The organism is Coprobacter fastidiosus (genome assembly GCF_030296935.1).
Taxonomy (GTDB): domain Bacteria; phylum Bacteroidota; class Bacteroidia; order Bacteroidales; family Coprobacteraceae; genus Coprobacter; species Coprobacter fastidiosus.
Genome location: NZ_AP028032.1, coordinates 2,491,968 through 2,516,623 on the forward strand (window position 1 = coordinate 2,491,968; position 24,656 = coordinate 2,516,623).

At 41.5% G+C, this 24,656-nt stretch carries 9 protein-coding genes, 2 tRNA genes and 3 rRNA genes; 7 read left to right on the forward strand and 7 right to left on the reverse strand.

Translation table 11 applies throughout. The features are described 5' to 3' along the window. Positions 1–509 precede the first annotated feature (509 nt). Positions 510–1,793 (forward strand): phosphopyruvate hydratase, encoded by a 1,284-nt coding sequence (gene eno / locus QUE35_RS09920; RefSeq protein ID WP_022390842.1) that lies wholly within the window; start codon positions 510–512, stop codon positions 1,791–1,793. A 37-nt stretch (positions 1,794–1,830) separates the two neighbouring features. On the opposite strand, the gene QUE35_RS09925 is transcribed toward eno, so the two are convergent. After that, the gene (locus tag QUE35_RS09925; protein WP_286260747.1) at positions 1,831–2,724 is read right to left on the reverse strand and encodes an N-acetylmuramoyl-L-alanine amidase-like domain-containing protein; all 894 of its coding nucleotides are present in this window, start codon (positions 2,722–2,724) and stop codon (positions 1,831–1,833) included. 435 nt (positions 2,725–3,159) lie between these two features. Here QUE35_RS09925 and QUE35_RS09930 point away from each other — a divergent pair. From QUE35_RS09930 to QUE35_RS09955, 6 genes are all read left to right on the forward strand, one after another. After that, positions 3,160–4,688: ribosomal RNA gene (locus QUE35_RS09930) — 16S ribosomal RNA — on the forward strand. Positions 4,689–4,804: 116 nt separating this feature from the next. Continuing rightward, positions 4,805–4,878, forward strand: a tRNA-Ile gene (locus QUE35_RS09935). A gap of 16 nt (positions 4,879–4,894) precedes the next feature. Next, positions 4,895–4,968, forward strand: a tRNA-Ala gene (locus tag QUE35_RS09940). A gap of 123 nt (positions 4,969–5,091) precedes the next feature. After that, positions 5,092–7,967: ribosomal RNA gene (locus QUE35_RS09945) — 23S ribosomal RNA — on the forward strand. Positions 7,968–8,055: 88 nt separating this feature from the next. Further along, positions 8,056–8,166: ribosomal RNA gene (gene rrf, locus QUE35_RS09950) — 5S ribosomal RNA — on the forward strand. The 16S, 23S and 5S rRNA genes sit together here with 2 tRNA genes alongside, the layout of an rRNA operon. A gap of 578 nt (positions 8,167–8,744) precedes the next feature. Next, the gene (locus tag QUE35_RS09955; RefSeq protein WP_031258577.1) at positions 8,745–8,945 is read left to right on the forward strand and encodes a DUF6132 family protein; all 201 of its coding nucleotides are present in this window, start codon (positions 8,745–8,747) and stop codon (positions 8,943–8,945) included. 357 nt (positions 8,946–9,302) lie between these two features. On the opposite strand, the gene QUE35_RS09960 is transcribed toward QUE35_RS09955, so the two are convergent. From QUE35_RS09960 to QUE35_RS09985, 6 genes are all read right to left on the reverse strand, one after another. Further along, on the reverse strand, positions 9,303–12,170 hold the full coding sequence (locus QUE35_RS09960; RefSeq protein ID WP_081705669.1) for a DUF5010 domain-containing protein: 2,868 nt from the start codon (positions 12,168–12,170) through the stop codon (positions 9,303–9,305). Positions 12,171–12,327: 157 nt separating this feature from the next. Further along, entirely contained in the window at positions 12,328–13,662 is a 1,335-nt protein-coding gene (locus QUE35_RS09965) for a glycoside hydrolase family 99-like domain-containing protein (protein ID WP_022601156.1), read from the reverse strand. Positions 13,663–13,692: 30 nt separating this feature from the next. Then, a complete protein-coding gene (locus QUE35_RS09970; RefSeq protein WP_022601157.1) occupies positions 13,693–15,720 on the reverse strand; it encodes a SusD/RagB family nutrient-binding outer membrane lipoprotein in 2,028 nt (675 codons plus the stop codon). An 18-nt stretch (positions 15,721–15,738) separates the two neighbouring features. Beyond that, the gene (locus QUE35_RS09975; protein ID WP_022601158.1) at positions 15,739–19,059 is read right to left on the reverse strand and encodes a SusC/RagA family TonB-linked outer membrane protein; all 3,321 of its coding nucleotides are present in this window, start codon (positions 19,057–19,059) and stop codon (positions 15,739–15,741) included. Between the two features lie 110 nt (positions 19,060–19,169). Further along, positions 19,170–21,062: a T9SS type A sorting domain-containing protein gene (locus tag QUE35_RS09980; protein ID WP_022601159.1), complete on the reverse strand. Its 1,893-nt coding sequence runs from the start codon at positions 21,060–21,062 to the stop codon at positions 19,170–19,172. A 450-nt stretch (positions 21,063–21,512) separates the two neighbouring features. After that, positions 21,513–24,539, reverse strand: coding sequence for a T9SS type A sorting domain-containing protein (locus tag QUE35_RS09985; protein ID WP_022601160.1), 3,027 nt, complete (start codon positions 24,537–24,539; stop codon positions 21,513–21,515). Positions 24,540–24,656 lie beyond the last annotated feature (117 nt).

Here is a 24,656-nt window from a genome sequence, read left to right on the forward strand (position 1 = left end):
TGTACAGAGCTTTTTTTATAGTTATTTTTTTGAATAATTTTTTAGTGTGCTTTATAATGGCATATTCGGTTCGAATTTTTGTAGTTGAAGATAAAATAACCCGGATTTAGGTATTGGGGATATTTATTGTGTTGGGTTAAGAGCGAGTCTGAATTCTTCGTGAAAATGATACTTTCAGCTTTTGGGATTCTCTTTTCAGTTTGTTTTTTGTTTCAGTATGCCTTTATCTGGGTAAAGTAAAAAGGTAGTCTTGAAAATAGTTTTGAAAGAAGTCTGTGCAAAATTTAGACAAGCTTTATGGAATGTTTTGAGAATATATTATCATTCCTGCAATTGTTATTTGCAGTAATTTGAGTATAACTTCTAGAGTAAAATAATCTGCAATAATAGGGGAGGTAATAGTATAATTTCTTAAAGCATTCCTTTTTTTTATGTTTTTCAAAAACATATTATGAAAAAAAATTGTTTAATTGCATAATATAATTATATAACCTCAAAACATTAAGTGTATGAAAATTATTAAAATTACAGGTCGTGAGATCCTTGATTCTCGTGGAAATCCTACGGTAGAAGTAGATGTGTTGCTCGAGTCAGGAGTAATGGGACGTGCAGCAGTTCCTTCTGGTGCATCAACCGGTATCCATGAGGCATTAGAACTTCGTGATGCAGACAATAAAAGATATATGGGGAAGGGTGTATTGAAGGCTGTTGAAAATATCAATAAAAAAATCGCTCCTGTTCTTGTCGGTATGAGTGCATTAAATCAAATAGACATTGACCAGAAGCTGATAGAACTGGATGGTACGGAAACTAAATCGAAATTGGGAGCTAATGCGATTTTAGGAGTATCTTTGGCAGTAGCTAAAGCCGGGGCAGCCTATCTGGATTTGCCTTTGTACAGGTATATAGGTGGAGTAAACAGTTATGTGTTACCTGTTCCTATGATGAATATTATTAATGGTGGTTCACATTCTGATGCCCCAATCGCTTTTCAAGAGTTTATGATCCGTCCTGTCGGAGCTAATAGCTTTAGAGAAGGTTTGAGAATGGGGGCAGAAGTTTTTCATTCTCTTAAGAAAGTATTGCATGATAGAGGTTTGAGTACGGCTGTCGGAGATGAAGGAGGTTTTGCTCCTGCCTTGAATGGTACGGAAGATGCTATAGAAAGTATTTTGCAGGCAATAACAAAAGCGGGCTATCAACCTGGTAAAGACGTTACAATTGCATTGGATTGTGCCTCTTCTGAGTTTTATCATGATGGAATTTATGATTATACCAAATTTGAGGGGGCTAATGGCGCGAAACGTACTTCTCAACAACAGGCTGATTATTTGCAGGATTTGGTTGCTAAATATCCGATCGATTCCATTGAAGACGGAATGGCCGAGGAAGATTGGGACGGATGGCGTATTTTGACGGACGTGATTGGAGGGGTTTGTCAATTGGTGGGGGATGACCTTTTCGTGACCAATGTTGCATATCTAGAGAAAGGCATTCGTTTAGGTTGTGCTAATTCTATTTTGGTAAAAGTGAATCAGATCGGGACATTGACCGAGACATTAAGAGCGGTAGAGATGGCTCAACGTAATGGTTACACTGCGGTAATTTCACATCGTTCGGGAGAGACTGAAGATGCAACAATTGCAGATATCGCTGTTGCAATGAATGCCGGACAGATCAAGACCGGCTCGTTAAGTCGCTCCGATCGTATGGCAAAATATAATCAATTACTTCGTATAGAAGAAGAATTGGGAAGTTGTGCTGTTTATGGGTATAAGCGAATAAAAGCTTAAAGGATATGATTAGTACAAAAGTCGATAAGATTTTTTCTTATCGACTTTTTGTATTTTCTATGATGCGTAGAACTCTTATACCGGATTGTGATTTATGTTGCTGTAATTGCTTATTTAGAGGGATACTTTCAATAATTACTTGTTTTTTGTTTAGGGATGCATGCAAAAGGTGGAGTTTGCCATTCACCCGATAAGCAAATCCTACGTGAGAAATATCTAATCCTTTTATCGATGTTGTAATAGCGATAATATCTCCATTATGTATTTGGCTGATGTTATGTGAATTCAAACTGTCTTTAGGAATATATCGTACAGTCATATTGCTTAATAGCTTTTCAGTATTTTTGATTTCTTTCAAAAAAAATGCATTTTCTGTTAATGGAGTATATTTGTCGGCATGAGAAGACATGAAGTTTATCGACTGTTTTTGTATTAAACTTCCTTCTTTGGGAGTTACTTCTTTAATAATACCTTTTTGTATATTGTTTTGTATCCAATCACTAAAGTAGTGTAGTCTTGAGGGATATTCATTAATAATACCATTTCGATAGCGGATTTTTTGAAGATTGGAACAATAATCTCTGAAAGAGTATGTATTATTTTGTACAGAAAGAATCAATGCTGTTACAGTTTCTACAAATGTCGTACAATCCATTTCTCTTAAATTTACGACAAGTTGCTCTTTCCCCTTCTTTTCCAATGTCTTGCTTACGTAAGGTGTTCCTATAAATAAATTCCCAATTTGTACAACCTGCTTTTCAACAGAAGATAAAGATTGTTTATTTGTGAATTGTTTTAAAAGACTTTCTGTTAGAATACTGTCTTTTGTAGTGTATAAGGTGTTTATTTCTTGGGCTTGCAGATAAAAAATGGAATATCCTGTAAAAAAAATATATAAAAGGAATTTATTCATAATTGAGTGTCGTTTCATTTTTTACAAATATACTTCTTTCTTGTTATATAACATTTGAATTATTTATTCATTTGCACTTGATTGGACGTGAAGATGATCTCAGTTTTATGTAGCTTTTTATTCGAAAAAAAGTTTTGTATATAATAGAGTTATTTGCAGGCAGTTATAGAAATATTTATTGTAGGTATATAAAAAAGGCCAAAAAAAATTTGGAGGTAAGAGTTAAAGTTCTTACTTTTGCACACGCTTTTCGGGAGAGAGGGGCAGTAATAGAAAAAAGAGGGATTTTTTTTGGAGAATAAGAATGAAACCCTTAGATTTGCAGTCCGTTTCTGAATGAGAAAAGCAAGCGATCCTTGAAGAAATTACAATAGACAAAAAAAGTAGTACGAGACGAGTAAAAGTCTCCGTCACGAGCCAGCAGGTTGTGAAAAAGAAGTAAAAAGAAATCATACAACGAAGAGTTTGATCCTGGCTCAGGATGAACGCTAGCGACAGGCCTAACACATGCAAGTCGAGGGGCAACATGGTATCAGCTTGCTGATACCGATGGCGACCGGCGCACGGGTGAGTAACGCGTATGTAATCTACCTGTAACAGAGGGATAACCCGGAGAAATCCGGACTAATACCTCATAGCACATATTATTCGCATGAATTTTATGTTAAAGAGACTCGGTTACAGATGAACATGCGTTCCATTAGCTAGTTGGCGGGGTCACGGCCCACCAAGGCAACGATGGATAGGGGTTCTGAGAGGAAGGTCCCCCACACTGGTACTGAGACACGGACCAGACTCCTACGGGAGGCAGCAGTGAGGAATATTGGTCAATGGGCGGAAGCCTGAACCAGCCAAGTCGCGTGGAGGAAGACGGCCCTACGGGTTGTAAACTCCTTTTACCTGGGAATAACGGGCGCTACGTGTAGCGCTGTGCATGTACCGGGAGAATAAGCATCGGCTAATTCCGTGCCAGCAGCCGCGGTAATACGGAAGATGCGAGCGTTATCCGGATTTATTGGGTTTAAAGGGTGCGTAGGCGGAAGAATAAGTCAGCGGTGAAATGCTTCAGCTCAACTGGAGAATTGCCGATGAAACTGTTTTTCTAGAGTATAAAAGAGGTATGCGGAATGCGTGGTGTAGCGGTGAAATGCATAGATATCACGCAGAACCCCGATTGCGAAGGCAGCATACTGGGCTATAACTGACGCTGAAGCACGAAAGCGTGGGTATCGAACAGGATTAGATACCCTGGTAGTCCACGCCGTAAACGATGAATACTAACTGTTTGCGATATAATGTAAGCGGTACAGCGAAAGCGTTAAGTATTCCACCTGGGGAGTACGCCGGCAACGGTGAAACTCAAAGGAATTGACGGGGGCCCGCACAAGCGGAGGAACATGTGGTTTAATTCGATGATACGCGAGGAACCTTACCCGGGCTCAAACGACAGGGGAATAATCCCGAAAAGGATTAGCCAGCAATGGTCGCTGTCGAGGTGCTGCATGGTTGTCGTCAGCTCGTGCCGTGAGGTGTCGGCTTAAGTGCCATAACGAGCGCAACCCTTACCGGTAGTTACTAACAGGTCAAGCTGAGGACTCTACCGGGACTGCCAGCGCAAGCTGTGAGGAAGGTGGGGATGACGTCAAATCAGCACGGCCCTTACGTCCGGGGCGACACACGTGTTACAATGGCAGGTACAAAGAGTCGCGACGTAGCAATACGTAGCCAATCCCAAAAACCTGTCTCAGTTCGGATCGGAGTCTGCAACTCGACTCCGTGAAGCTGGATTCGCTAGTAATCGCGCATCAGCCATGGCGCGGTGAATACGTTCCCGGGCCTTGTACACACCGCCCGTCAAGCCATGGGAGCCGGGAGTACCTGAAGTATGCAACCGCAAGGAGCGTCCTAGGGTAATACTGGTGACTGGGGCTAAGTCGTAACAAGGTAGCCGTACCGGAAGGTGCGGCTGGAACACCTCCTTTCTGGAGCGACCTGCAAAAAAGGGCTAAAAGAGGAGATTATGTTCTCGTACTACGAAGGTCTATTGAAAGAGATACAATAAATAAGAGACAGCCACCGTTCCGGCAGGCGATTTGCCAGTCCTATAGCTCAGTAGGTTAGAGCGCTACACTGATAATGTAGAGGTCGGCAGTTCAAATCTGCCTGGGACTACCTGACAGAAGGTTAGGGGGGATTAGCTCAGCTGGCTAGAGCACCTGCTTTGCAAGCAGGGGGTCAACGGTTCGAATCCGTTATTCTCCACGAAGAAGAGATCATTGACATGTTGAAACGAAAGTAAATCGAATAAAAAAAACGAACGAGTATAACGCCGGTATATACGATACCGCACGTGAGATCGTCAGAAAAGATTTCACGAGCACGGCGAAGAAAGTAAAGAAGGGCGTATGGCGGATGCCTAGGCTCTCGGAGGCGAAGAAGGACGTGATAAGCTGCGAAAAGCTGCGGCGAGGAGCAAATATCCTGTGACCCGCAGATTTCCGAATGGGGCAACCCGGCAGGATAACCTGTCATCCCGAATAACGGGAAGCAAACGTGGGGAACTGAAACATCTCATTACCCACAGGAAAAGAAAATAACAATGATTCCGTCAGTAGTGGCGAGCGAAAGCGGAAGAGCCCAAACCGACTCTGTTTCGGCAGAGTCGGGGTAGAAGGACTGCATAAGACAAAGAAGCAGGTAGCCGAACGGTCTGGAAAGGCCGGTCAAAGACGGTGATAACCCGGTAGGCGAAACCAGCGACAGCGACAGCAGTATCCTGAGTAGTGCGGGACACGAGAAATCCTGTATGAATCAGCGGGGACCATCCCGTAAGGCTAAATACTCCCGAGAGACCGATAGCGAACCAGTACTGTGAAGGAAAGGTGAAAAGAACCTCGAACAGAGGAGTGAAAAAGACCCTGAAACCATACGCCTACAAGCGGTCGGAGCCCCTACGTGGGGTGACGGCGTGCCTTTTGCATAATGAACCTACGAGTTACTTTTGCCAGCCAGGTTAATCGATTCAGTCGAGGAGCCGAAGCGAAAGCGAGTCTTAATAGGGCGGTATAAGTTGGCAGGAGTAGACGCGAAACCAAGTGATCTACCCATGAGCAGGTTGAAGGTTAGGTAACACTAACTGGAGGACCGCACCGGTAAACGTTGAAAAGTTTTCGGATGACTTGTGGGTAGGGGTGAAAGGCTAATCAAACTTGGAGATAGCTCGTACTCCCCGAAATGCATTTAGGTGCAGCCTTCTGAATATATTTAAGAGGTAGAGCGACTGATAAGATGCGAGGGCTTCACCGCCTATCAAGTCTTGATAAACTCCGAATGCTTAAATATGAATCAGAGGAGTGAGGGCATGGGTGCTAAGGTCCATGTCCGAGAGGGAAATAACCCAGACCACCGGCTAAGGTCCCGAAATAACGGCTAAGTTGAATTAACGAAGTAGAATTGCAAAGACAGCTAGGATGTTGGCTTGGAAGCAGCCATTCATTTAAAGAGTGCGTAACAGCTCACTAGTCGAGGAGTTCTGCGTGGATAATAATCGGGCATAAGCCGTTTACCGAAGCTGTGGAATTGGCAACAATTGGTAGGGGAGCATTCCATGAGCCGCAGAAGGTTTTCCTTGAGGAATGCTGGAGGTAATGGAAAAGCAAATGTAGGTATAAGTAACGATAAAGAGGGCGAGAACCCCTCTCGCCGAAAGACCAAGGGTTCCTGATCAACGCTAATCGGATCAGGGTAAGTCGGGCCCTAAGGCGCAGCCGAACGGCGCAGCCGATGGCAGAAACGGTTAATATTCCGTTACTATGATACGGAGTGACGAGGAGACGGAGAAGTGACACTCTCGCCTGCTGACGGAATAGCAGGTTGAACGGAGTAGATAATGACATGGTAGGCAAATCCGCCGTGGCAGTCGAACCGGATAGTACTGGGCGCCCCCGGGCAACCAGATAGTAGAGGTAATCAGGCTCCCGAGAAAATCCCCTAAACATATGCGTATCATACCCGTACCCGAAACGGACACACGTGGTTGAGTAGAAAATACTAAGGCGCTCGAGCGACTCACGGTTAAGGAACTAGGCAAATTGACCCTGTAACTTCGGGACAAAGGGTCCCTCCCTGGTGGGAGGGCGCAGAGAATAGGTCCAGGCAACTGTTTAACAAAAACACAGGGCTGTGCGAAATTGAAAGATGAAGTATACAGCCTGACACCTGCCCGGTGCTGGAAGGTTAAGAGGAGATGTCATCGCAAGAGAAGCGTTGAATTGAAGCCCCAGTAAACGGCGGCCGTAACTATAACGGTCCTAAGGTAGCGAAATTCCTTGTCGGGTAAGTTCCGACCTGCACGAATGGTGTAATGATCTGGACACTGTCTCAACCGTGAACTCGGTGAAATTGTAGTATCGGTGAAGATGCCGATTACCCGCAACGGGACGGAAAGACCCCGTGAACCTTTACTGCAACTTAACATTGAATTTGGGTAACTGATGTGTAGGATAGTCCGGAGACAAAGAAGTGGATACGCCAGTATTCATGGAGTCACCCTTGAAATACGGACCTTTGGTTATTTGAGTTCTAACCCGTAGGATATGGGGACACTGTTTGGTGGGTAGTTTGACTGGGGTGGTCGCCTCCAAAAGCGTAACGGAGGCTTCTAAAGGTACCCTCAGGCCGATTGGTAACCGGCCGGAGAGTGTAATGGCATAAGGGTGCTTGACTGAGAGACCGACAAGTCGATCAGGTAGGAAACTAGAGCATAGTGATCCGGTGGTTCCGCATGGAAGGGCCATCGCTCAAAGGATAAAAGGTACTCCGGGGATAACAGGCTGATCGCTCCCAAGAGCTCATATCGACGGAGCGGTTTGGCACCTCGATGTCGGCTCGTCACATCCTGGGGCTGGAGAAGGTCCCAAGGGTTGGGCTGTTCGCCCATTAAAGTGGCACGCGAGCTGGGTTCAGAACGTCGTGAGACAGTTCGGTCCCTATCTGTTGTGGGCGCAGGAAATTTGAGGAGACCTGACACTAGTACGAGAGGACCGTGTTGGACAGACCGCTGGTTTATCAGTTGTTCCGCCAGGGGCATAGCTGAGTATCTAAGTCTGGAAAGGATAAGTGCTGAAAGCATCTAAGTACGAAGCCAACTTCAAGATGAGATTTCCCTGAAGGGTCGTTGCAGACGACGACGTAGATAGGTTGCAGATGTAAAGGCGGTAACGTCAAAGTCGAGCAATACTAATCACCCGAGACTTTCCGCTGCGAGAGCGGTATATTATGTACGATGGCGTTATACGGGATGCAGTTTAGTGAAAAGATTTACGGACGAATCGACATGTCAAAGGAAATTCAGGTGGTTATAGCGTCAGGGATCCACCTCTACCCATACCGAACAGAGAAGTTAAGCCTGACCACGCCGATGGTACTGCGTAAAAGTGGGAGAGTAGGTAGCCGCCGATTTTAGATAGGAAGGGGGAGACGAGAAAAGATCGTCTCCCCTTTTTTTATCCCCCCCTCTTTCTCCCCTTTGTATCATCCTCTCCCTTGTCCGGAGATCAAGGAGTAGATATTCTTGTCTTCTTGAAAAAGATGATTCGGGTCAACGCAAAAATCAGAGGGATTCGTAATTTAAGCATAAATTTTAGTTAGCCTGAACAGAAGTAAATCCTTGTCCTTTACACCTCTGAACTTTGCACGGAAACTCTTTATTTTAGCATTAATGTTGATGAACAATATGCTTGTTAATTTTGTTTTTTATAGAAAGTTCGTACAGTGTAGTTCCGGTTTTAAGTTCCAGTTTCAATTTTAATATTGGGAGTGTTTAATGTTGTTTCCTTTTTGGCTCTTTTTACTTCGTTTTAAGGGAATTTCTATTTTTGAAATAGAGAGTTTATCTTTTAATAGATAAAACTTCTTTTAGAAAGGAAATATTGAGTTGTGTGACTTGAATAATCTTTGTCTCTTATTCTTTAGAATTTGTTTTATGCCGATTATCTGTAAAATATTCTTATCTTTATTAATTTATAAAAAGTAATGAAATGAAATTGAGTATGCGTGTAGTTCTGCTAACTGTCGGTATTTTGATAGGTAGTGTTGCCGGATTGTTATATTGGAAATTTGTCGGATGTGAATCAGGTTCATGTCCTATTTCTTCTTCTCCCTATATCAGCACATTATATGGTGCAATTTTGGGAGGATTGTTGTTTAGTATATTCAGAATAGAGAAGAAAGATAAATAGCGAGTAAATTTTCTCTTTTGCATTCTTTTTCGGATTTAAATACATATTTTTATTTCATCTTTTTTAGTAATCTGTTTAAAATTGTCTTTGTATTTTTATAGTCCCTTAATCCTTTCTTAAGAGGGGAGACTATCCCTATGAATATGATAATTGAGTCTTTTCCCGGGAGAGATATAACATATTTATTTACAGACTATAGCATCTTTGGAAGCATCAACAAAAATTCCCCTCTGGAGAGAGGCAAGGGTGTGTCATAAAGAGCATATCATATCCTGTCTGTTACATCCCATAAAAAATCTCCTTGTCCGGAATATTGCACCAGACAAGGAGATACATGGAAAACATGAGAGAAAATAATTATCTTGATTTTATTATTTTTATTTTCTCAGGACCGGCAGAATATTCTACGGTAAGAATATATACGCCTTGTGTCCATTGTGAGGCTTCGTTAATAGTAATTTCATTTGTACCGGAATGAACACTTTCTTTTTTGGTTAATAATACTTTTCCATTCAGGTCGTGAACAATAAGTGTAATATCTTCTTCATTGTAAGCATTTACTGTTACTTTGATGCGATCTTTAAACGGATTCGGAGCTACATTTACAGATGCTTTTACTTCTACCGGTGTAACGCTTGTATAAATCGGATTTATCTGGAATGCTGTAATGTCTTGGAATCCGCTCATTTCGTATTTCCATGGGTATCCGTCAACGTCTAATAACCAAGCATAATCTACACCAACACTGACATCTTTAAATCCTTCATTAACATATTGCCATTCTCCGAATCCCGAATCACTCATACGATAAACTTTGTTATCTTCGGTTATACCCCAGACTTCTTCATTTCCGGCGCTTAATTTGATGATTTTGTATGGATTCTTGATGACTTCCCACCCGCTTTTGCGTTGTGCAGACATACGAACGATTTCTCCTTGCGGGTTGAAACCCCATACCGAATTGACATCGGCAGTTATTGAGGTGAGTTCTCCCGGAACTTTTGTCCAAGGCTTGCTTCCCGAATGGTTGCGGTAATATACGTTATTTTGGTCATCTATACCCCATACCATAGACATCGTTGCTGCTATATCGACAATTTTGATATTAGGATCAGATTTATCAGACCATCCGTTCGATACTTCACAAGGTTGGTTACCCGGTAATGCTGCGCAATATGGTTTTCCTGAAGCGGAAAGTGCCCAAACGGTATTGCTTCCGAAAGATATTTTTTTTGTAGCCATATATTGGCTTGCTGGTTTCCAGTTTTTTATCGGATGTCCGTCGATTTCATTACAATAAATATCACTTCCACATACCATCCATACGTCTCTCAGACCGGCAGCAATACTGTTAGCCGGTTTATCAAGGCCTTCTATATATTGTTTGCTTAATTCCGATAAATGATGAAGCGGACGGAATATGCTCAGGTCTACTTCTAAGTTGGCATCAAAATAGTCTTTATCTTTTTCCGATTCTTTATACCAGGCGAGACGGTAACTTCCTCCGGCGTTTCCCGGTTGTGCACTATGATATTCATCGCATCCTTCAGCTTCCAATATGATAGATTTTGATTCTCTATCCGCAAATTCGCGTACGAGGTTCATATATTGGTTCGGGAACCGGTGTTCCGGATGGTCGCTTCGGTGCCATACCGAACCTTCCCGCCAGTCGCTCCAGGCTTCCAATACGATCCATTTTGCTCCTACTTCATGACCCTCTTCAAAGATGTGTCGAATACGAGGAGTTTCACCATCTTCCAAAAGAGAACTGACGTGTGTATCGAATTCCGGTTTCCAGCTATTGTAAAGCATTCCGTTTTTTACCCATGTACCTTCATTAGTTTCCGGATTCCAGTTGGTATGCACAAGGTTCATCATCGGTTGGCGACCACCGTTGAAAGCAAAAGCGAATTTTCTGGCATCACGGTGCGTTACGATCTGGCAACGGTTTTCCATATCTGCCCATCCGAACCAACCTTGTAATCCCCAAGCAATGTACTTCATTTTAGCATCACCTTTGTTTAAGAAGTTATCGGCAAGGATAAATGCCGGAACGAGGTCGAAATCTTCTTTCATCCGTTGCTTGATATATAAGAAAAATTCCGACCATTGTTTGCTACTATATTGGTACTGTTCCATATTGGCATCGGCACTCCACCATTGCATCGGTACACATTTTACACCTGCACCTTCTTGAAATGAATCTCTATCGCTGAGTTCATCCGGAGTGGTAAAGAATAGCATTTCCCGAGGTACGGTTTCATACCATTTCTTTATGGCATATTCATATACGAATTTTTGGTGTTCGGGGTTTGCTACATCGAATTTTTCTCCTAAATATTTTTCTACTGCCAATGGGAAAGGAGCATTATCTATAAAATAGGCGATTTTGATATTATCTCGAGCGTTCGGGTTTCTTTTTATTGCTTCTACCATGTATTTTAAACCTGCGCAAGGTAAGCCTCCGGGTCCGGTAGCATATCCACGGTCTTCAATATCATATTCTTCGGCACCTCCATCTGGTTCTCCTCGCCCATGAGCGAAAATTACTTCGACTTTCGATTCAACCATTTCCGAAATATAGATATCTGCAGCTTCTTGTGTATAGCCTAAATTGAAATTATAGATCGACTGTTTGTTCCATGAGATAACCTGATTGCGGCTGTATTGAGCCTTTTCCGGAGCTGCTGAAGTCCATGTCGCATCATCGCCGCTGTCACCGCCTTTTGCCAATTCCCGGGTAGTTCCTGCATGGCCACCGATAGCAAAAGTGTGCATTCCGTCGTTCCAGTTGTTTTCGAAATCAATATCCGTATCAAGGACATTGTCAGAAGTATTGTCATCTTTGCGAATAAAAACCATATCACAATTGACATTTCCGGTTTCGAATACTAATTTCAAATCATAATAACCTTCTTCCAACTGTTTGTGGCCTAAATGTGCCAGATCAAATGTGTTGGTGTAATTGTACGGTGCTTCTACTCCGTTTTTCAACGTACCTCCGTTAATTTCCAAATGTACGGTCTGGCCTTCACCATTTCCTACTATGCGACCGGTGAAACGGTAGTGACCAGCCGATAACCATACTTTTTTGTACTGAATCCAATCTCCCGGCTGTGTATTGCCCACATACCAGTTATTCGTCGATTCCTTAACTTCAGCATAGGAAGTTAAAGAATACATCCCCAACAAGGCAATAAAGATGTGTCGTAAGATGTGTTTCATATCTATTTTTTTATGTGTATTATGTATAATTTTACTCTTTCGAGACTATTTGCGAAAATTTTTCGATTGTTCTATTTGCTCAGTCCGAAAAACAGAATTTGCATAAGAGGAATAAAAAGAGGCACATAAAAGCACCTCTTTTTATTCAAGTAGATTGTTATTTTACTTTAAATTGATCTTTTACCATATCGAGATATAGAAGTCCATAACCTTTTCCATACGACGGGTCAGTCGGCTCTATTCCCGAATCGTATGTCCAATCATTAAATGAATCGATCAATACCATTGGATTTGTTCCAAGATTCATTTTTGCGAGGTTACACATTGTCCAGAATCGTTCTTGAGTTTTAGGCATCCATGGATAATTGGAGTTATTCTCGCTTGCTACGTATTGAGAATAACCGGGAGAAGCTGAAGGAACGAAATCGACGTTATAGTGCGACCAGAAATATTCTTTGTTATATTTATAGTTTTCATTTACGAACTGGTCAAACATGATTACCCGTTCTTGTTGATTACCCCCTACTGCACACATATTTTTCATAGTTACGGCATCAACTTTACCTGATAAATAAAAATAGTGGAATCGTGCAGGAGGAGTCCATGCTCCTTGTTGAGCAATAAGATACATCTCTTTTCCGGTGTGTTTGCGCACCGTATCTCGGATTGCCGTGTACATGTGATAAGAGTCGCTGCTGTACAGTTTGTTAGCATCCGCTATTACGACGACAGGACGTCCACCTGTATGGTAATAGTTCGGATCAGAGAAATAATCCGAAATCCGTTTGAAATAACTGCAAATACGATCAGCTCGGGATATCAATGTATCGACACGCGTTGTCACGACAATGTCCATTCCTGGATTATTTATATCCGGAATCGTATCTAAGACTGGATATGTTTTTCTCGTCTTTGCAACGGTTTCTACGAGGTTATTTTGATTTAAATCGGAACATACACTGTTCATGTTAACCATTAAAGCAAATTTTACACCGTTTAGCTCTACTTTCGGCAATGTATCGTTCTTTCCGCATACCATATCGATGAATGCAGTATCCCGTCCGATATTTAACGGATAGATGTCGTTGGCATTTTCGTTGACTCCGGGGAGAACCATAAAGTCAATGCGGCCATAGTTACACCATTCTATGATTTTCTGCATGGCTCGTGCACCGATTGTATCTGCGGCCAAATGGTATTTACCCGGTTCTGTTTCTTCCGGAATATCATGCCAAGGTTTTGTATTTGGACCGAGTTTGCCGGCAGCAAGGTCCTGTTCTTGCGTGATGCGTGTCCACTGGTCTATATTGGTTTCCAGTGGAGCTTGCGGATTGTAGAGATATACTCCTACCGGAATATCTTGTGTTACTTTTACCTCCTCAATTTCATAGTTCAACCAATAATCATCGATCGAAGGGTTGTCGTCTTTACAGGAAGTAACAATGATACCCGCTGATAGCAGGCTGTATATTAATAATTTATTTACTTTCATGTAGTTTTATATTTTACTGTAAATACTAAATTAGTCTATCAAATAACCGCTTTTAAGTACTGATATAAGTTCGTAATCCAACGCTTTGACCAGAGCTTTATCTTCGTTTGTTTCTCCGGATACTTTTTTAGCATAGTCAACTAATTCTTCATAGGTTGTTCCATACAGGTGCTCAAAGTATTCGGCACGGAAGAAGATTACTTTTGTTCCCAAATACAACTCGTCGGCGGTATCAATTGCCGGATCTTTTTTCGCAAATCCCAAACTGGTCCAAATATTATCACCCCATCTGTCAGGACGGGCATACGGACTTGTTTTTTGCAGATTATCCACGGCTTTATAGTATTCGGTTTTGTTTTGATAAGTTTCTGATAACGGATATATCATACGTTCTGTCCAAAAGTTGTAGACTGTATTTAATCCATCTACGTTGGAAGATGCTCCACCTGAAATAAACGGTGGCCAACCCATGGAACGGGTACGGCGTTCAAGATTCCAACCTTCTATACCGTTAAAGAAATCGGCAATATAACGTTGCTTATAGATTTGTTCTAACTGCCCTTCTTGTCCGTTTGAACCTGTAATTTTAGCTTGGTATAAACCTCGACTATCCTTAAATCCGACTTTATCCGTACCCCATTTAATACCGTCTTGAGCCAAATATTCTTCAACTCCGGAAATATCATATTGGGCAAATGAGGCACGAATACCGTCTTCGTAATATTCTTGAGCGCTCTTGCTGCCTAATCCGAACAATACTTTAGCTTCGGCTTTCAAGAAGCAGGCATCTGCCCAATTTAAGATACGGAATTTGGCGTCGATCTTGATAAATTCTTCTTTGACATAAGAGGGATTATATACACTTCGTGTATTTAATGGGTCTGTTGTTCGTTCGGTTGTACTTCCGGGACGGTAAGCGGCTTCCCAAGTAGATGGCATTCTAACCTGCTCACGCATCGGAACATAAGGAACCGAATGCCCTACGATAACAGAATCTCGACGGAAATCGTTCATCCCGTCCATGGTATGATTAAGCCAATCAGTACAATTTAATACATCGCAAACATGAGGACGAGTGATCGTATCCCGAACCTGGAATTGTTTGTCTGCCGCAGTCCCGCGGGCATTCGACTTTTCTACAAAAGCTTCGATACGGGGATCGTTGAAAGTGAAAAGATACAAAGACAAATATTCAGCCAATGCCGGGAATGTTGAATCACTTAATGTCCCTGTTTCCAATGGTTTTAGCAGGCGATCCCAATAGTAGGAACGGTCAGCGGCACGGTCGGTTCCCCATTGCGGCTGTACGATTTCGTCCACCGAGGCAATCAGCCAGTCTTCGTGTTCCATGGCTTTAGCAGCATGTTCTCTTGCCAGATCCATGCTGAGATTTTGCGACTGCATAGCTACATTCAAACGCAGTGTATTGGCAAATTTTCTCCATTTGGCGATATTTGTTAATGCCGTAGCAGTATTTGTCGTTATTCCGAAAACGGGATCTTGCATCAACACATCTGCTGTGTAGGGAGTTTCCGGATCGTATAAATTTACAGCATCATCCAATAATTTTAAAATGTTTGTATAGACTTCGAGTTCCGTATCGTATTTGAAATCTCGTTTGTTGGAATTTCCGACCAGCATAGCATCGCTCATCGGTATGCCACCATACATAGATACCATTACATAATATATGTATGCTTTCCATGTTTTGGCAATTGCAGAACGGTTTTCAAAACCTTCCTTTCCTTCATATTCTAATTCACAATCATTTAAATCTCGTAAGATATCGACATAAAATTTCTTGTAATATCCGTTGCCTTCATCTTGAGAGGGTGTTGTTCTAAAACCTAACACTAAGTAGCGAGCAAACAAGTTCCCATTCATAAAATTGAATTCGGCTACCGTATTCATTGTCCGGTACACGGTACCGGCAAAGATGTTCGGCAGTTCCGCTTCATACATCTTGTTACTATTTGTATTAACTTCTTCAAATTTATCGACGCATCCGAACAGACTTCCGATAAAAACGAGAAGACATATATAGGCTATCTTTTTCATATTCTATAATTATATATATTAGAATGATACTTTAATATCGAAACCATAAGTTGCCGAAGGTTGGGCATATCCTTCTTCAAATCCCTGTGCATTTCCGGTAGTACGGGTTGCTTCCGGATCGATTCCTTTCGGAGTGTTCTGGAATAATATAGCAACGTTACGACCCACAGCAGATACTCTGACGCTTTTCAGCGGAGTTTTTTGTAACCATTTTTTGGGAATCGTATAACCGATGCTGATCTCTCTCAGTTTGATATAGCTGGCATCATAGATGTAGCGTTTCATACTTGAAGTGTTATTGTGTGTCCAATGTACAGTCGGATTTACCCAAGACATATTCGGTTTTCCTGCCCATTCGCCTTCGGACTCGTCATATACGGCATTTTCCATATATATACCTTTGGGACGGTCTCCATCAGGATAGAGAACAGCATTATTCTTTAAGTCTGCACCTGGAGTTACCGTATTACCAATGTCCATGATACCATGCATTTCATTGTCGGTTTCTCCGAGAATACGTTTTGCCATCAAAAATTCGGAGCGTCCTTCAAGAGATTGTACGGTTTGCCCGTCGATAGCACCTTGCCAAGCTGTACGGGAAAGGAAATTTCCTCCTTTTTTGAAATCGATCATCAAGTTGAAGTCGAAGTCCCATACTCGAACTGAGTTTCTCCATCCTCCGATCCAGTCCGGTTGGACGTTTGCCAATACTTGGTCTGATACATATTTAGGACGACCATCAAGTTGTACGCATATTTTACCGTTTTCGTCCCGTTTGTAGTCATTCCCGTACAAAGTTCCGTAGGGTTCGCCTACTACGGCGTATAGTTTAACTCCATTTACGCCGCTTCCTAACTCATAACGATCCATTCCATCGATAAGAGAGACGATTTTTGAGTTATTTTTTGCCCAGTTGAATGTCGTGGTCCATGTTACTAATTTGGTTTGTACCGGAATTGCGGTAACTGTTAGTTCATGTCCCCAGTTTTTAACTTCACCGGCGTTGTACATCATTTGCGTATAACCGGATACCGGAGAGATATCTCCACGTATGATCTGATCTTTTGTCCGTTTGTTATAATAAGTATAGTCTATCGACAGACGGCTATCCAAGAATCGAAGATCTGCACCGATTTCTCCAGATAGTGTTTTTTCAGGTTTCAGATTCGGATTTTTTCGGGTGGATTCTCCGTTATAATAAGCAATTCCATTAAACAAACCGGCATAGGAGTATCCATTATATAGATTGTCAAAACCGGTATCATTTCCTACTTGAGCAAAAGATCCGCGTAATTTGGCGAATGAAAGAATATTTTTATCTATTTCGATCATATCGGTAAATACAAGACCTGCACCGGCAGAGTAGTAGAAATAGGAGCAATTGTCGATCGGTAGGGCCGAAGACCATTCGTTACGTGCTGTAAGGTCTAAGTATGCACCTTTATATCCTACGGAAAGCATTCCAAAAACTGCTTCTTTCCATTTGTTGCTTTCTCCTTCGCTGGTCGTCGGGTTCCCGGCATTGTTGGCAAGACTCGTAAAATCGGCTTTCAATAACTGATTGACTTTAGAATCGGTCTGTTCTGATTTTATCTGTTGATGAGACAATCCTAAGTTGGCATTGATACTTACATCCCCGAAACGTTGGTTGTACATTAATATTCCTTCATAATTATTGTTCATTGCAATTCGATTACGTACATTGTATTCTCCGTCGGTATCCCATGGGGAATTGTAGTTGGTAAATGCCCATGCCCGAGTTGTTTGCATATCGGTTGCGGCACGTAATCTCAGCTTCAAATAGTTGGTAAAAGTTACATTCAATGTAACATTTCCCATAAACCAATGCTTATAGTCTTCATTGGAAAGTTCATTCAATAGCCAGAACGGATTGTTAAATCCCCGTTGTGTTTTTGCTGTTCCATCCGGATTTTTCCAAGGAATCAATTCGTCCATTGTTGCGTCGCGCGGCAAGTTGGCAACCACCCAAAGTGGATTACGGTTAGAACTTCCTCGAAATCCACGATTGTCGGCATGTTCATATACGTAACGAGCACCTAAATCCATACTTAAGAAATTCGTGAATTTAGCAGTAGAGTTCAAGTTGAAGTTGTGACGATCTAAATTGTTGAAATTTTTCAAGATATCATCGGCATGAATATTGGTATAAGAGAAACGGAAACTTCCATTATCCATTACTTTATCGAAAGAGACACTGTTGGTAATCGCTTTACCTACTTGGTACATATTTTCGATTGTTTCTTTGGCGGGAGAGTATTGTTTAATTTCGCCATTACGTCCTACTACATCGAATCCCAACATCGGGAGTCCCCAACAACGTTGGTCTTGTCCGGCCATATTGGGGTTAAAAATTCCATAGGGAAGGTTTGGATCGTATGAGTAACCGTTACCTGATGCTGTATAATAATTAAATCCTCTTTCAAAACCTGTATTTTGTCCTGATCCGTATATATTTTGATAAGTAGGATATTGCATCAGGGTACTGAACATCATATTGAAGTTATAGCTGACACCTAATCCTGCTTTACGGGTTGCTTTCTTGGTCGTAATCAAAATAACTCCATTCGCACCGTCCGATCCGTATAAAGCGGAAGCATTTGCACCTTTCAGAACTTCTATACTTTCGATTTCATCCGGACTGATATTATTTGCCGGGTTACCGTAATCGAGGTCACCGCTTTCTCCCATATCGTTCATAATGGGTACACCGTCGATAACGTATAACGGTTGGTTATTCCCGGACAAAGAGCCGTTACCACGGATAACTACACGTGTAGATGCCAATGGTCCGCCATTTCCGATTACCTGAAGGCCTGCGACTTTACCGGAGAGCATATCCAGCATGTTCGAAGCTCGCACATCGCTCATCGATTCCGTATTTACTGTTTGTCGGGCATACGACAAGGATTTTGCATCACGGGTGATACCGAGAGCCGTTACGACGACTTCGTTCAATGCTTTAGAGTTCTCTTTTAACGTAATCCGGAAATTGGTTTTATCTCCGATTCTGATTGTTTGAGGCTCAAAGCCTATAAAACTTACCCGTAAGGTCGATTTGGGTGGAACACTTAGAGTAAAGTTTCCTTTGTAATCGGTCATCGTTCCTTTAGAGGACCCGACAACAGATACGTTTGCACCCGTAACAGGTTCTCCGGAAGCATCGAGAACAGATCCGGAAATCTTTATTTCAGAATTCTGAGCGTGGAGTAGCTGTACGCAGAGGAATAGCCCCACTATCCAAGCAATACGGAAACAAGATGTCCATTGCAAGAAATACGTTAGCGCATTTCTCCATGTAGTTTTTTTAGGTATTTCCATAAATAAAAATTTAAAATTTGTATTAGTGTGTGATATTGTATAATCGAGGTTCATAGAGATATAAAGCCGTTAGAATGGTCTAACGACTTTATATCTTATCATTGTGTTTATTATTTTATCCAGATTTTCTTTACTGATATTTGATTATTTAAAACAGCTTTTACAATATAGAATCCGCTGTTGATATCGGTTATTTCCATGCTGCCGGTTGTTGCTTTTAATATACTTCCGTTCATATTATATAACTGAATGTTTGCATCGTTATTTCCTGTTCCGACAACGATCTCTCCATTACGGACATAGATTTCGATTTGATCTTTGTCTTCGGTTGTGTTTGCGATACTGGTAAGAGTAGGATCCCATGGATCGGAAGAGGCATCCATTTCTGCTTCAGTCATTTCGAGAGATCCTACGGCACAAGAATTTCCGGTAATTTTACGAGGATTACCCATTTGGTCTGTTGTGATACCGAATTGTGTCAGATATTCAGCGTTACCAAAAGTAAGTCCGGGAGCATTTTCATCTATAAAAGGAACTATATATCTTTTGGGAGCGTAAATAGAGGCGTCATCCGACAAACCGGAGGCGTTATGTATATCCCAATCCATGTCTTTTGTACTTCCCGGCATATAATTTACCGTGCAATTTATAGCTGCTCCATCAAGAATAGGATTGTTGGTCAGTCTGCCGAAATAAGTATTGTATGCTTCAAATTCTCCTTCAGCCATCGCATCTCTTAAGGTCAAATCGGAAGTTGTCATTTTACCACCGTCAACAGCATAGTTCCCTTGGAAAAGACAATTATAAATGCGTTTAGTACAATTTGTCTTCGGATTAGTGGCATCGTTCGTAATTAAAAGACCGGCACCATGTCCACCGTTACCTTGAGTGATATTGTCTACTACCGTACAATTTACCATCGTAAATTCGCTATTTTTAGATGCTGCTCTTAAATTAATTGCAGCACCGTCGTTGATTGCCTGGTTATAGGCAAAAGTAGAATTTAAGACTTTTACTTTACTAGTATTTTTGGGAGCTATATTGTTGATTAGTAGCCCCCCACACATAGTTGCAGAGTTGGCGATAAACGAACAATCCTTGATAGTAATATCGTTACCTGCATCATCTCTGTCGGCAGTTTCATTTATGGCAATAGCGCCACCGTTGCCAGAACTGTTTCCCATAAACAGACAATGTTCGATAGTTGCTTGAATCGGTTTACCGGCCACTAAACACCAAAACTTGATAGCACCACCCGTACCATTGATTTTGGTCGTATTTCCCATGAAAGAACAACCTACGGCAACAAGTTTTCCTCCGCACCAGTTTATTGCATTACCTTCCCGGTTTTCGTTTCCTGTAAACGTACAATTGTATAGGTTCACATCCCCAATTTCATTTTTGTGAATAGCTCCGCCTCGGCCATTGGAATCTGCATAATCTGTAGGTGAATCGGGGTTTGCGTGAGCTACGGTATTGAACATAAATTTGCAATCTTCGAATGTCGCAACTAAGTTACCTCCGATCCAGAAACCGTTTCCCCCATCGTTGATCAGATCCCGACCATTTTGGAAAGTAAGATTTTTAAAAGTAAGATTACCTCCTCCGTTCAAGCGGAACAGACGACCTTTGTGTTCCGAATCGAAACCGGATTGCAGGCCTTCACCGATCATCGTGATATTTTGCCATGCGCCACCCATAATTACAAATCCTTGGTGTCCTTTTGCTCCGGCTTGTTGATGTACATAGCCACTTGTTCTATCGGGTTTTTGATTAGGGTCTTGAGACATCATGATCATCCCATTTACATGAATTACATCTCCTGCTTCAATTACGCTATTCAATTGGCTTAAATAAGCTACCGGAGTTTCAGGAGTTAAACCATCATTCTCGGCAGCTCCGCCATTCTCAGCAGACGCAACATAAAGGTCTTTTGCACTCAAAGAAAAAGCTGAAAACGAAAAAAGTAAGGCTGTTGCCCACAATTTTGTAGAAGTTCTCATAAGTAAAAATTTAGAGTTAATGAATATTGTGAATTCTGTATTTTCAAGAAGAAGCTAAGTTTTTTGGTAATTTAGATCAGGCTCTTCTTAAAACTTGTTACAAAAGAAATTTGGTGATATTAAAAATGCTCAACTACATTGTTACAAACTGTATTAAATTCTTATTAAATTGATTTTAATATTCCTGATATGAGAATTATAATTTTAGGACTACTATGTTAATAATATAAATACCTGTGAATTAGTGATAAACAATATTATTATAAAAAGAGACCTATATTGGGGGAACGATTATTGATTCCAGTAATAAAAAGATATATTAAACCGAGAATTTATATTTATATGGTGATACAGAATAGGTCGAGTGTTTTTAATGAAGTACCCCCTAAAAGTTTTTTATCTACTTTTAGGGGGTACTTCATTTTTATATTAAATGGCTTGTGAAATCTTTTATTTTTGAATTTTTGTGGTGTATGTTTTTCCTTCGAGGATAGTTTGTATAATATATATGCCTTTAGGAAAAGCGGATATATTAATTGTTTTATTGAAAGGTATATTTTGTTCTTTATTTTTTAATGTGCCTATTAAATTCCCTTGTGTATTATAGATTCGTACAATTATTTTTCCGGTTCGAACGGCTTTGATTGAGAGGATATTATTTGCATAAGTTATCGTTATCGGAGATTCTATTTTTGTATGTCCCATTCCCATCGGTTTGTAGGAAGGTTTGGTATCGCCGTATTCTGCATTCCCTTTCAGCCATTCGCCGGCCTGTCCGGCTAAGAACAGATAGTAATCGGTGGGCAGATCATCGTCGATTCCCAAGAATTTACCTTGAGGGTCTGATGAAGTTGCGAATATCGGTGTATTTTTACTGTTTGCACATTTGAAAATACAGGTCCCTTCATCCAGTTCGTCGAACATGGCTACATAGATCATCTTGGCTCCGGCTTTTTTTGCTTCGGCAATCTGTCTCCATAAGAAATCGCCTTTCAGGCGAGGTATTTCATCATATTTATCTGCGGTCAGATTTTTTAAGTTTCTCCATGAGAATCCCGGAAAAACTACCGGGGCATATCCTACATTATTCATTCTACACCATAAAATATCGGTTTTCAGGAATTTTTCCACACGGTCCATGAATCCTGCTATAGAGTTGTAACGTCCGACCGACCAAGGAGAAATAATATCTGCTGTTTTTAATACTTCGACCAGATCTTTCGTGTCGGGATAGGCGTCGCCTCCTCCGGTTCTCCACTGATAAGATGATCCCAGTAAGTAGGAAAATTTCTGTTTAGCCCCGTCTAAATCTTGCAGATTGTCCATCATTGTTTTAAACTGGGCGGGAGTACTGCCCTTGCCTTGTAAACCGATACCCCATAATGCAATCATCGGTTTTCCGTTATGGTGAAGATAGGTAGGACATACAGACGGATCGGAAAGACGGTATTTAGCATTGATGATTTTCCAGTCATTTAATACTTTATAGATATCTGCCTCAGTAGATAGTCCGCTGCAATCATACATAATCGAAAAGGCTCGATTATATTTTTTTGCTGCTTTTACGGCATGTTTCAAAACTTTTCCTATTGCTTGACTTGTTATGGAAGATATGAATCTCTGAATGAAAACGCCATCGATTCCGTATTGTTGCATCCATTTGAAGTGCAGATCGACAGTCTCTTCATCGGAAGAACTGAAAAAATAGGCCTGGCTATTGTCGGGGTAAACGAAATCGACCGGATATTTTTTTGTGTATTCGGTCATGTCGGGCCAAAATTCTATTCCGGCATATCCCGGTTCGAATTTTCCGTCACGGCCGCAGTGAACATATCCGTTGTTTCCGGAGTCATCACCTTTTACAGAAAACCATCCTTGATAACCTGCCATTACCAGATTATTATAACTTGGGTATATCGGTGTTCCTTCGGGCTTTGTTCCCGGGTTTAGAGTAGAGACTACTTCGACAGAACCGATAGTGCATCGGTTATTGGTAAACGGTCTTGTTTTCCCTTTTTGATCGGTGGTTATGCCGACTTCTTGTAACCATTGGGGATTTCCGTAATTAGAAGCGAGAGAAGAACTTAGTACCGGAATACATTTTTCGGCCTGAATCTGATCGGAAGTAGATCCTTCGAATTCGGCAAGGGATTCTACTGCCGAAAAATAGTTGAAGAGGTTGTCTTCCATGTAATATTTTACGTTGATATTATTGTTCCCGTCGCTTCCTATGAAAGAGTTTTTAATGATTAAGTAGGTGGCTTCGGGCGTATGACGGAACGACAGATCGGAATTCTGATTTCTGCTGCCGTTGTTTGTCGCATAGTTGTTTTCGATAATACAGTTCAATATTCTTTTCAATACGGTCTGGCTGGTTGACGAATCGTCGTTATAGAACCGGATTCCTGCCCCATGTCCTGCGTTCCCGGTTGTCGTATTTTCAGTGATGGTACAGTTGATCAGATCGAATGTTTCTCCTGTTTGACCGGCAAGCAACATGATTGCTCCGGCGTCGTTTGGAGAACTGTTTTTATAGATCGTGGAATTTATCAACTGATAGTCATTGATCGCTGTTTTTTTATTTTCAAGGGAGATAGCTCCACCTCGTCCTGAATTTTCGGCAAACGTACAACTTTCGATTCGAAGTTTGACGGCATTATTATTTGTAGAGTTGCTTACGGCTATCGCACCGCCTGCCGAACCGTTGTTTTTGTAAAAGTACGAATTAGAACAAAAAATGGAAACTTGTTTTTCTTCAGGAGTAACCGTGTTGGCGGTATTGGCTTGTGTAGCGATAGCGCCACCGAGGGTAGCATTCCCTTGCGCGAAAGAACAGTTATCTGTCATCAACTTTCCGGATGCGACGTATATAGCCCCTCCGTAAGAAGCGTTGCCCCGAGCGAAACTGCAATTTTTCAGTGTTACGATGGCGTTATCGACCTGAATGGCTCCTCCGTAACGAAGAGTGGATGATCCGCAGGCATCGAAATTGCAATTCTCGATGGTGACATTTCCGCCTTCAACACTGATTGCGCCACCACCTATTACCATGGGATTTATATTTTTCAGGGCATTGGTTATCGAGATGTTTTTGATTGTCAGATTTTCGACGTTTTGCAATAACAGTACCCGTTGCCCTAAAATAAGAGATGTCCCGTCGATACCGGATGTTTCGGGAGAGATACCTTGTATGACGATATTTTTTTTGTCAGACGGAAATTTGATGCCGAGACAATCATCTTCCATTTGTCCCATTCCGGTTCCCGAAGCTTCGTTTTGTATGCTTAGTATGTCCAGTATGAAAATTTTATCGTCGTTTTCGAGAACAGTAAATGCTTTTCCCAATGTTGCATAGGGTTCGTTTTGCGAACCGGGATTCGAGTCTTTTCCGAAGGAAGCGACGTAGATTTCTTTTGCTGATGCAAGGTTTGATAGCAGCCCGAAAATGAGTAAGATCGGTAGTCGTAAGTTTTTCATTTTGGTAAGATATTGAATTAATGTAAAGCAAAAGTAGACTCCTGTTCTTAAGAAATACTCGAATAATGTATTAAATACAGATTAAAAAGAGAATATATCGTGTTTAATATCGGAGTT

Bases quoted from the DNA above. Each gene is read 5' to 3' on its own strand.
- eno (WP_022390842.1), top strand. From the start codon at position 510: ATGAAAATTATTAAAATTACAGGTCGTGAGATCCTTGATTCTCGTGGA.
- QUE35_RS09925 (WP_286260747.1), bottom strand. From the start codon at position 2,724: ATGAAACGACACTCAATTATGAATAAATTCCTTTTATATATTTTTTTT.
- QUE35_RS09955 (WP_031258577.1), top strand. From the start codon at position 8,745: ATGAAATTGAGTATGCGTGTAGTTCTGCTAACTGTCGGTATTTTGATA.
- QUE35_RS09960 (WP_081705669.1), bottom strand. From the start codon at position 12,170: ATGAAACACATCTTACGACACATCTTTATTGCCTTGTTGGGGATGTAT.
- QUE35_RS09965 (WP_022601156.1), bottom strand. From the start codon at position 13,662: ATGAAAGTAAATAAATTATTAATATACAGCCTGCTATCAGCGGGTATC.
- QUE35_RS09970 (WP_022601157.1), bottom strand. From the start codon at position 15,720: ATGAAAAAGATAGCCTATATATGTCTTCTCGTTTTTATCGGAAGTCTG.
- QUE35_RS09975 (WP_022601158.1), bottom strand. From the start codon at position 19,059: ATGGAAATACCTAAAAAAACTACATGGAGAAATGCGCTAACGTATTTC.
- QUE35_RS09980 (WP_022601159.1), bottom strand. From the start codon at position 21,062: ATGAGAACTTCTACAAAATTGTGGGCAACAGCCTTACTTTTTTCGTTT.
- QUE35_RS09985 (WP_022601160.1), bottom strand. From the start codon at position 24,539: ATGAAAAACTTACGACTACCGATCTTACTCATTTTCGGGCTGCTATCA.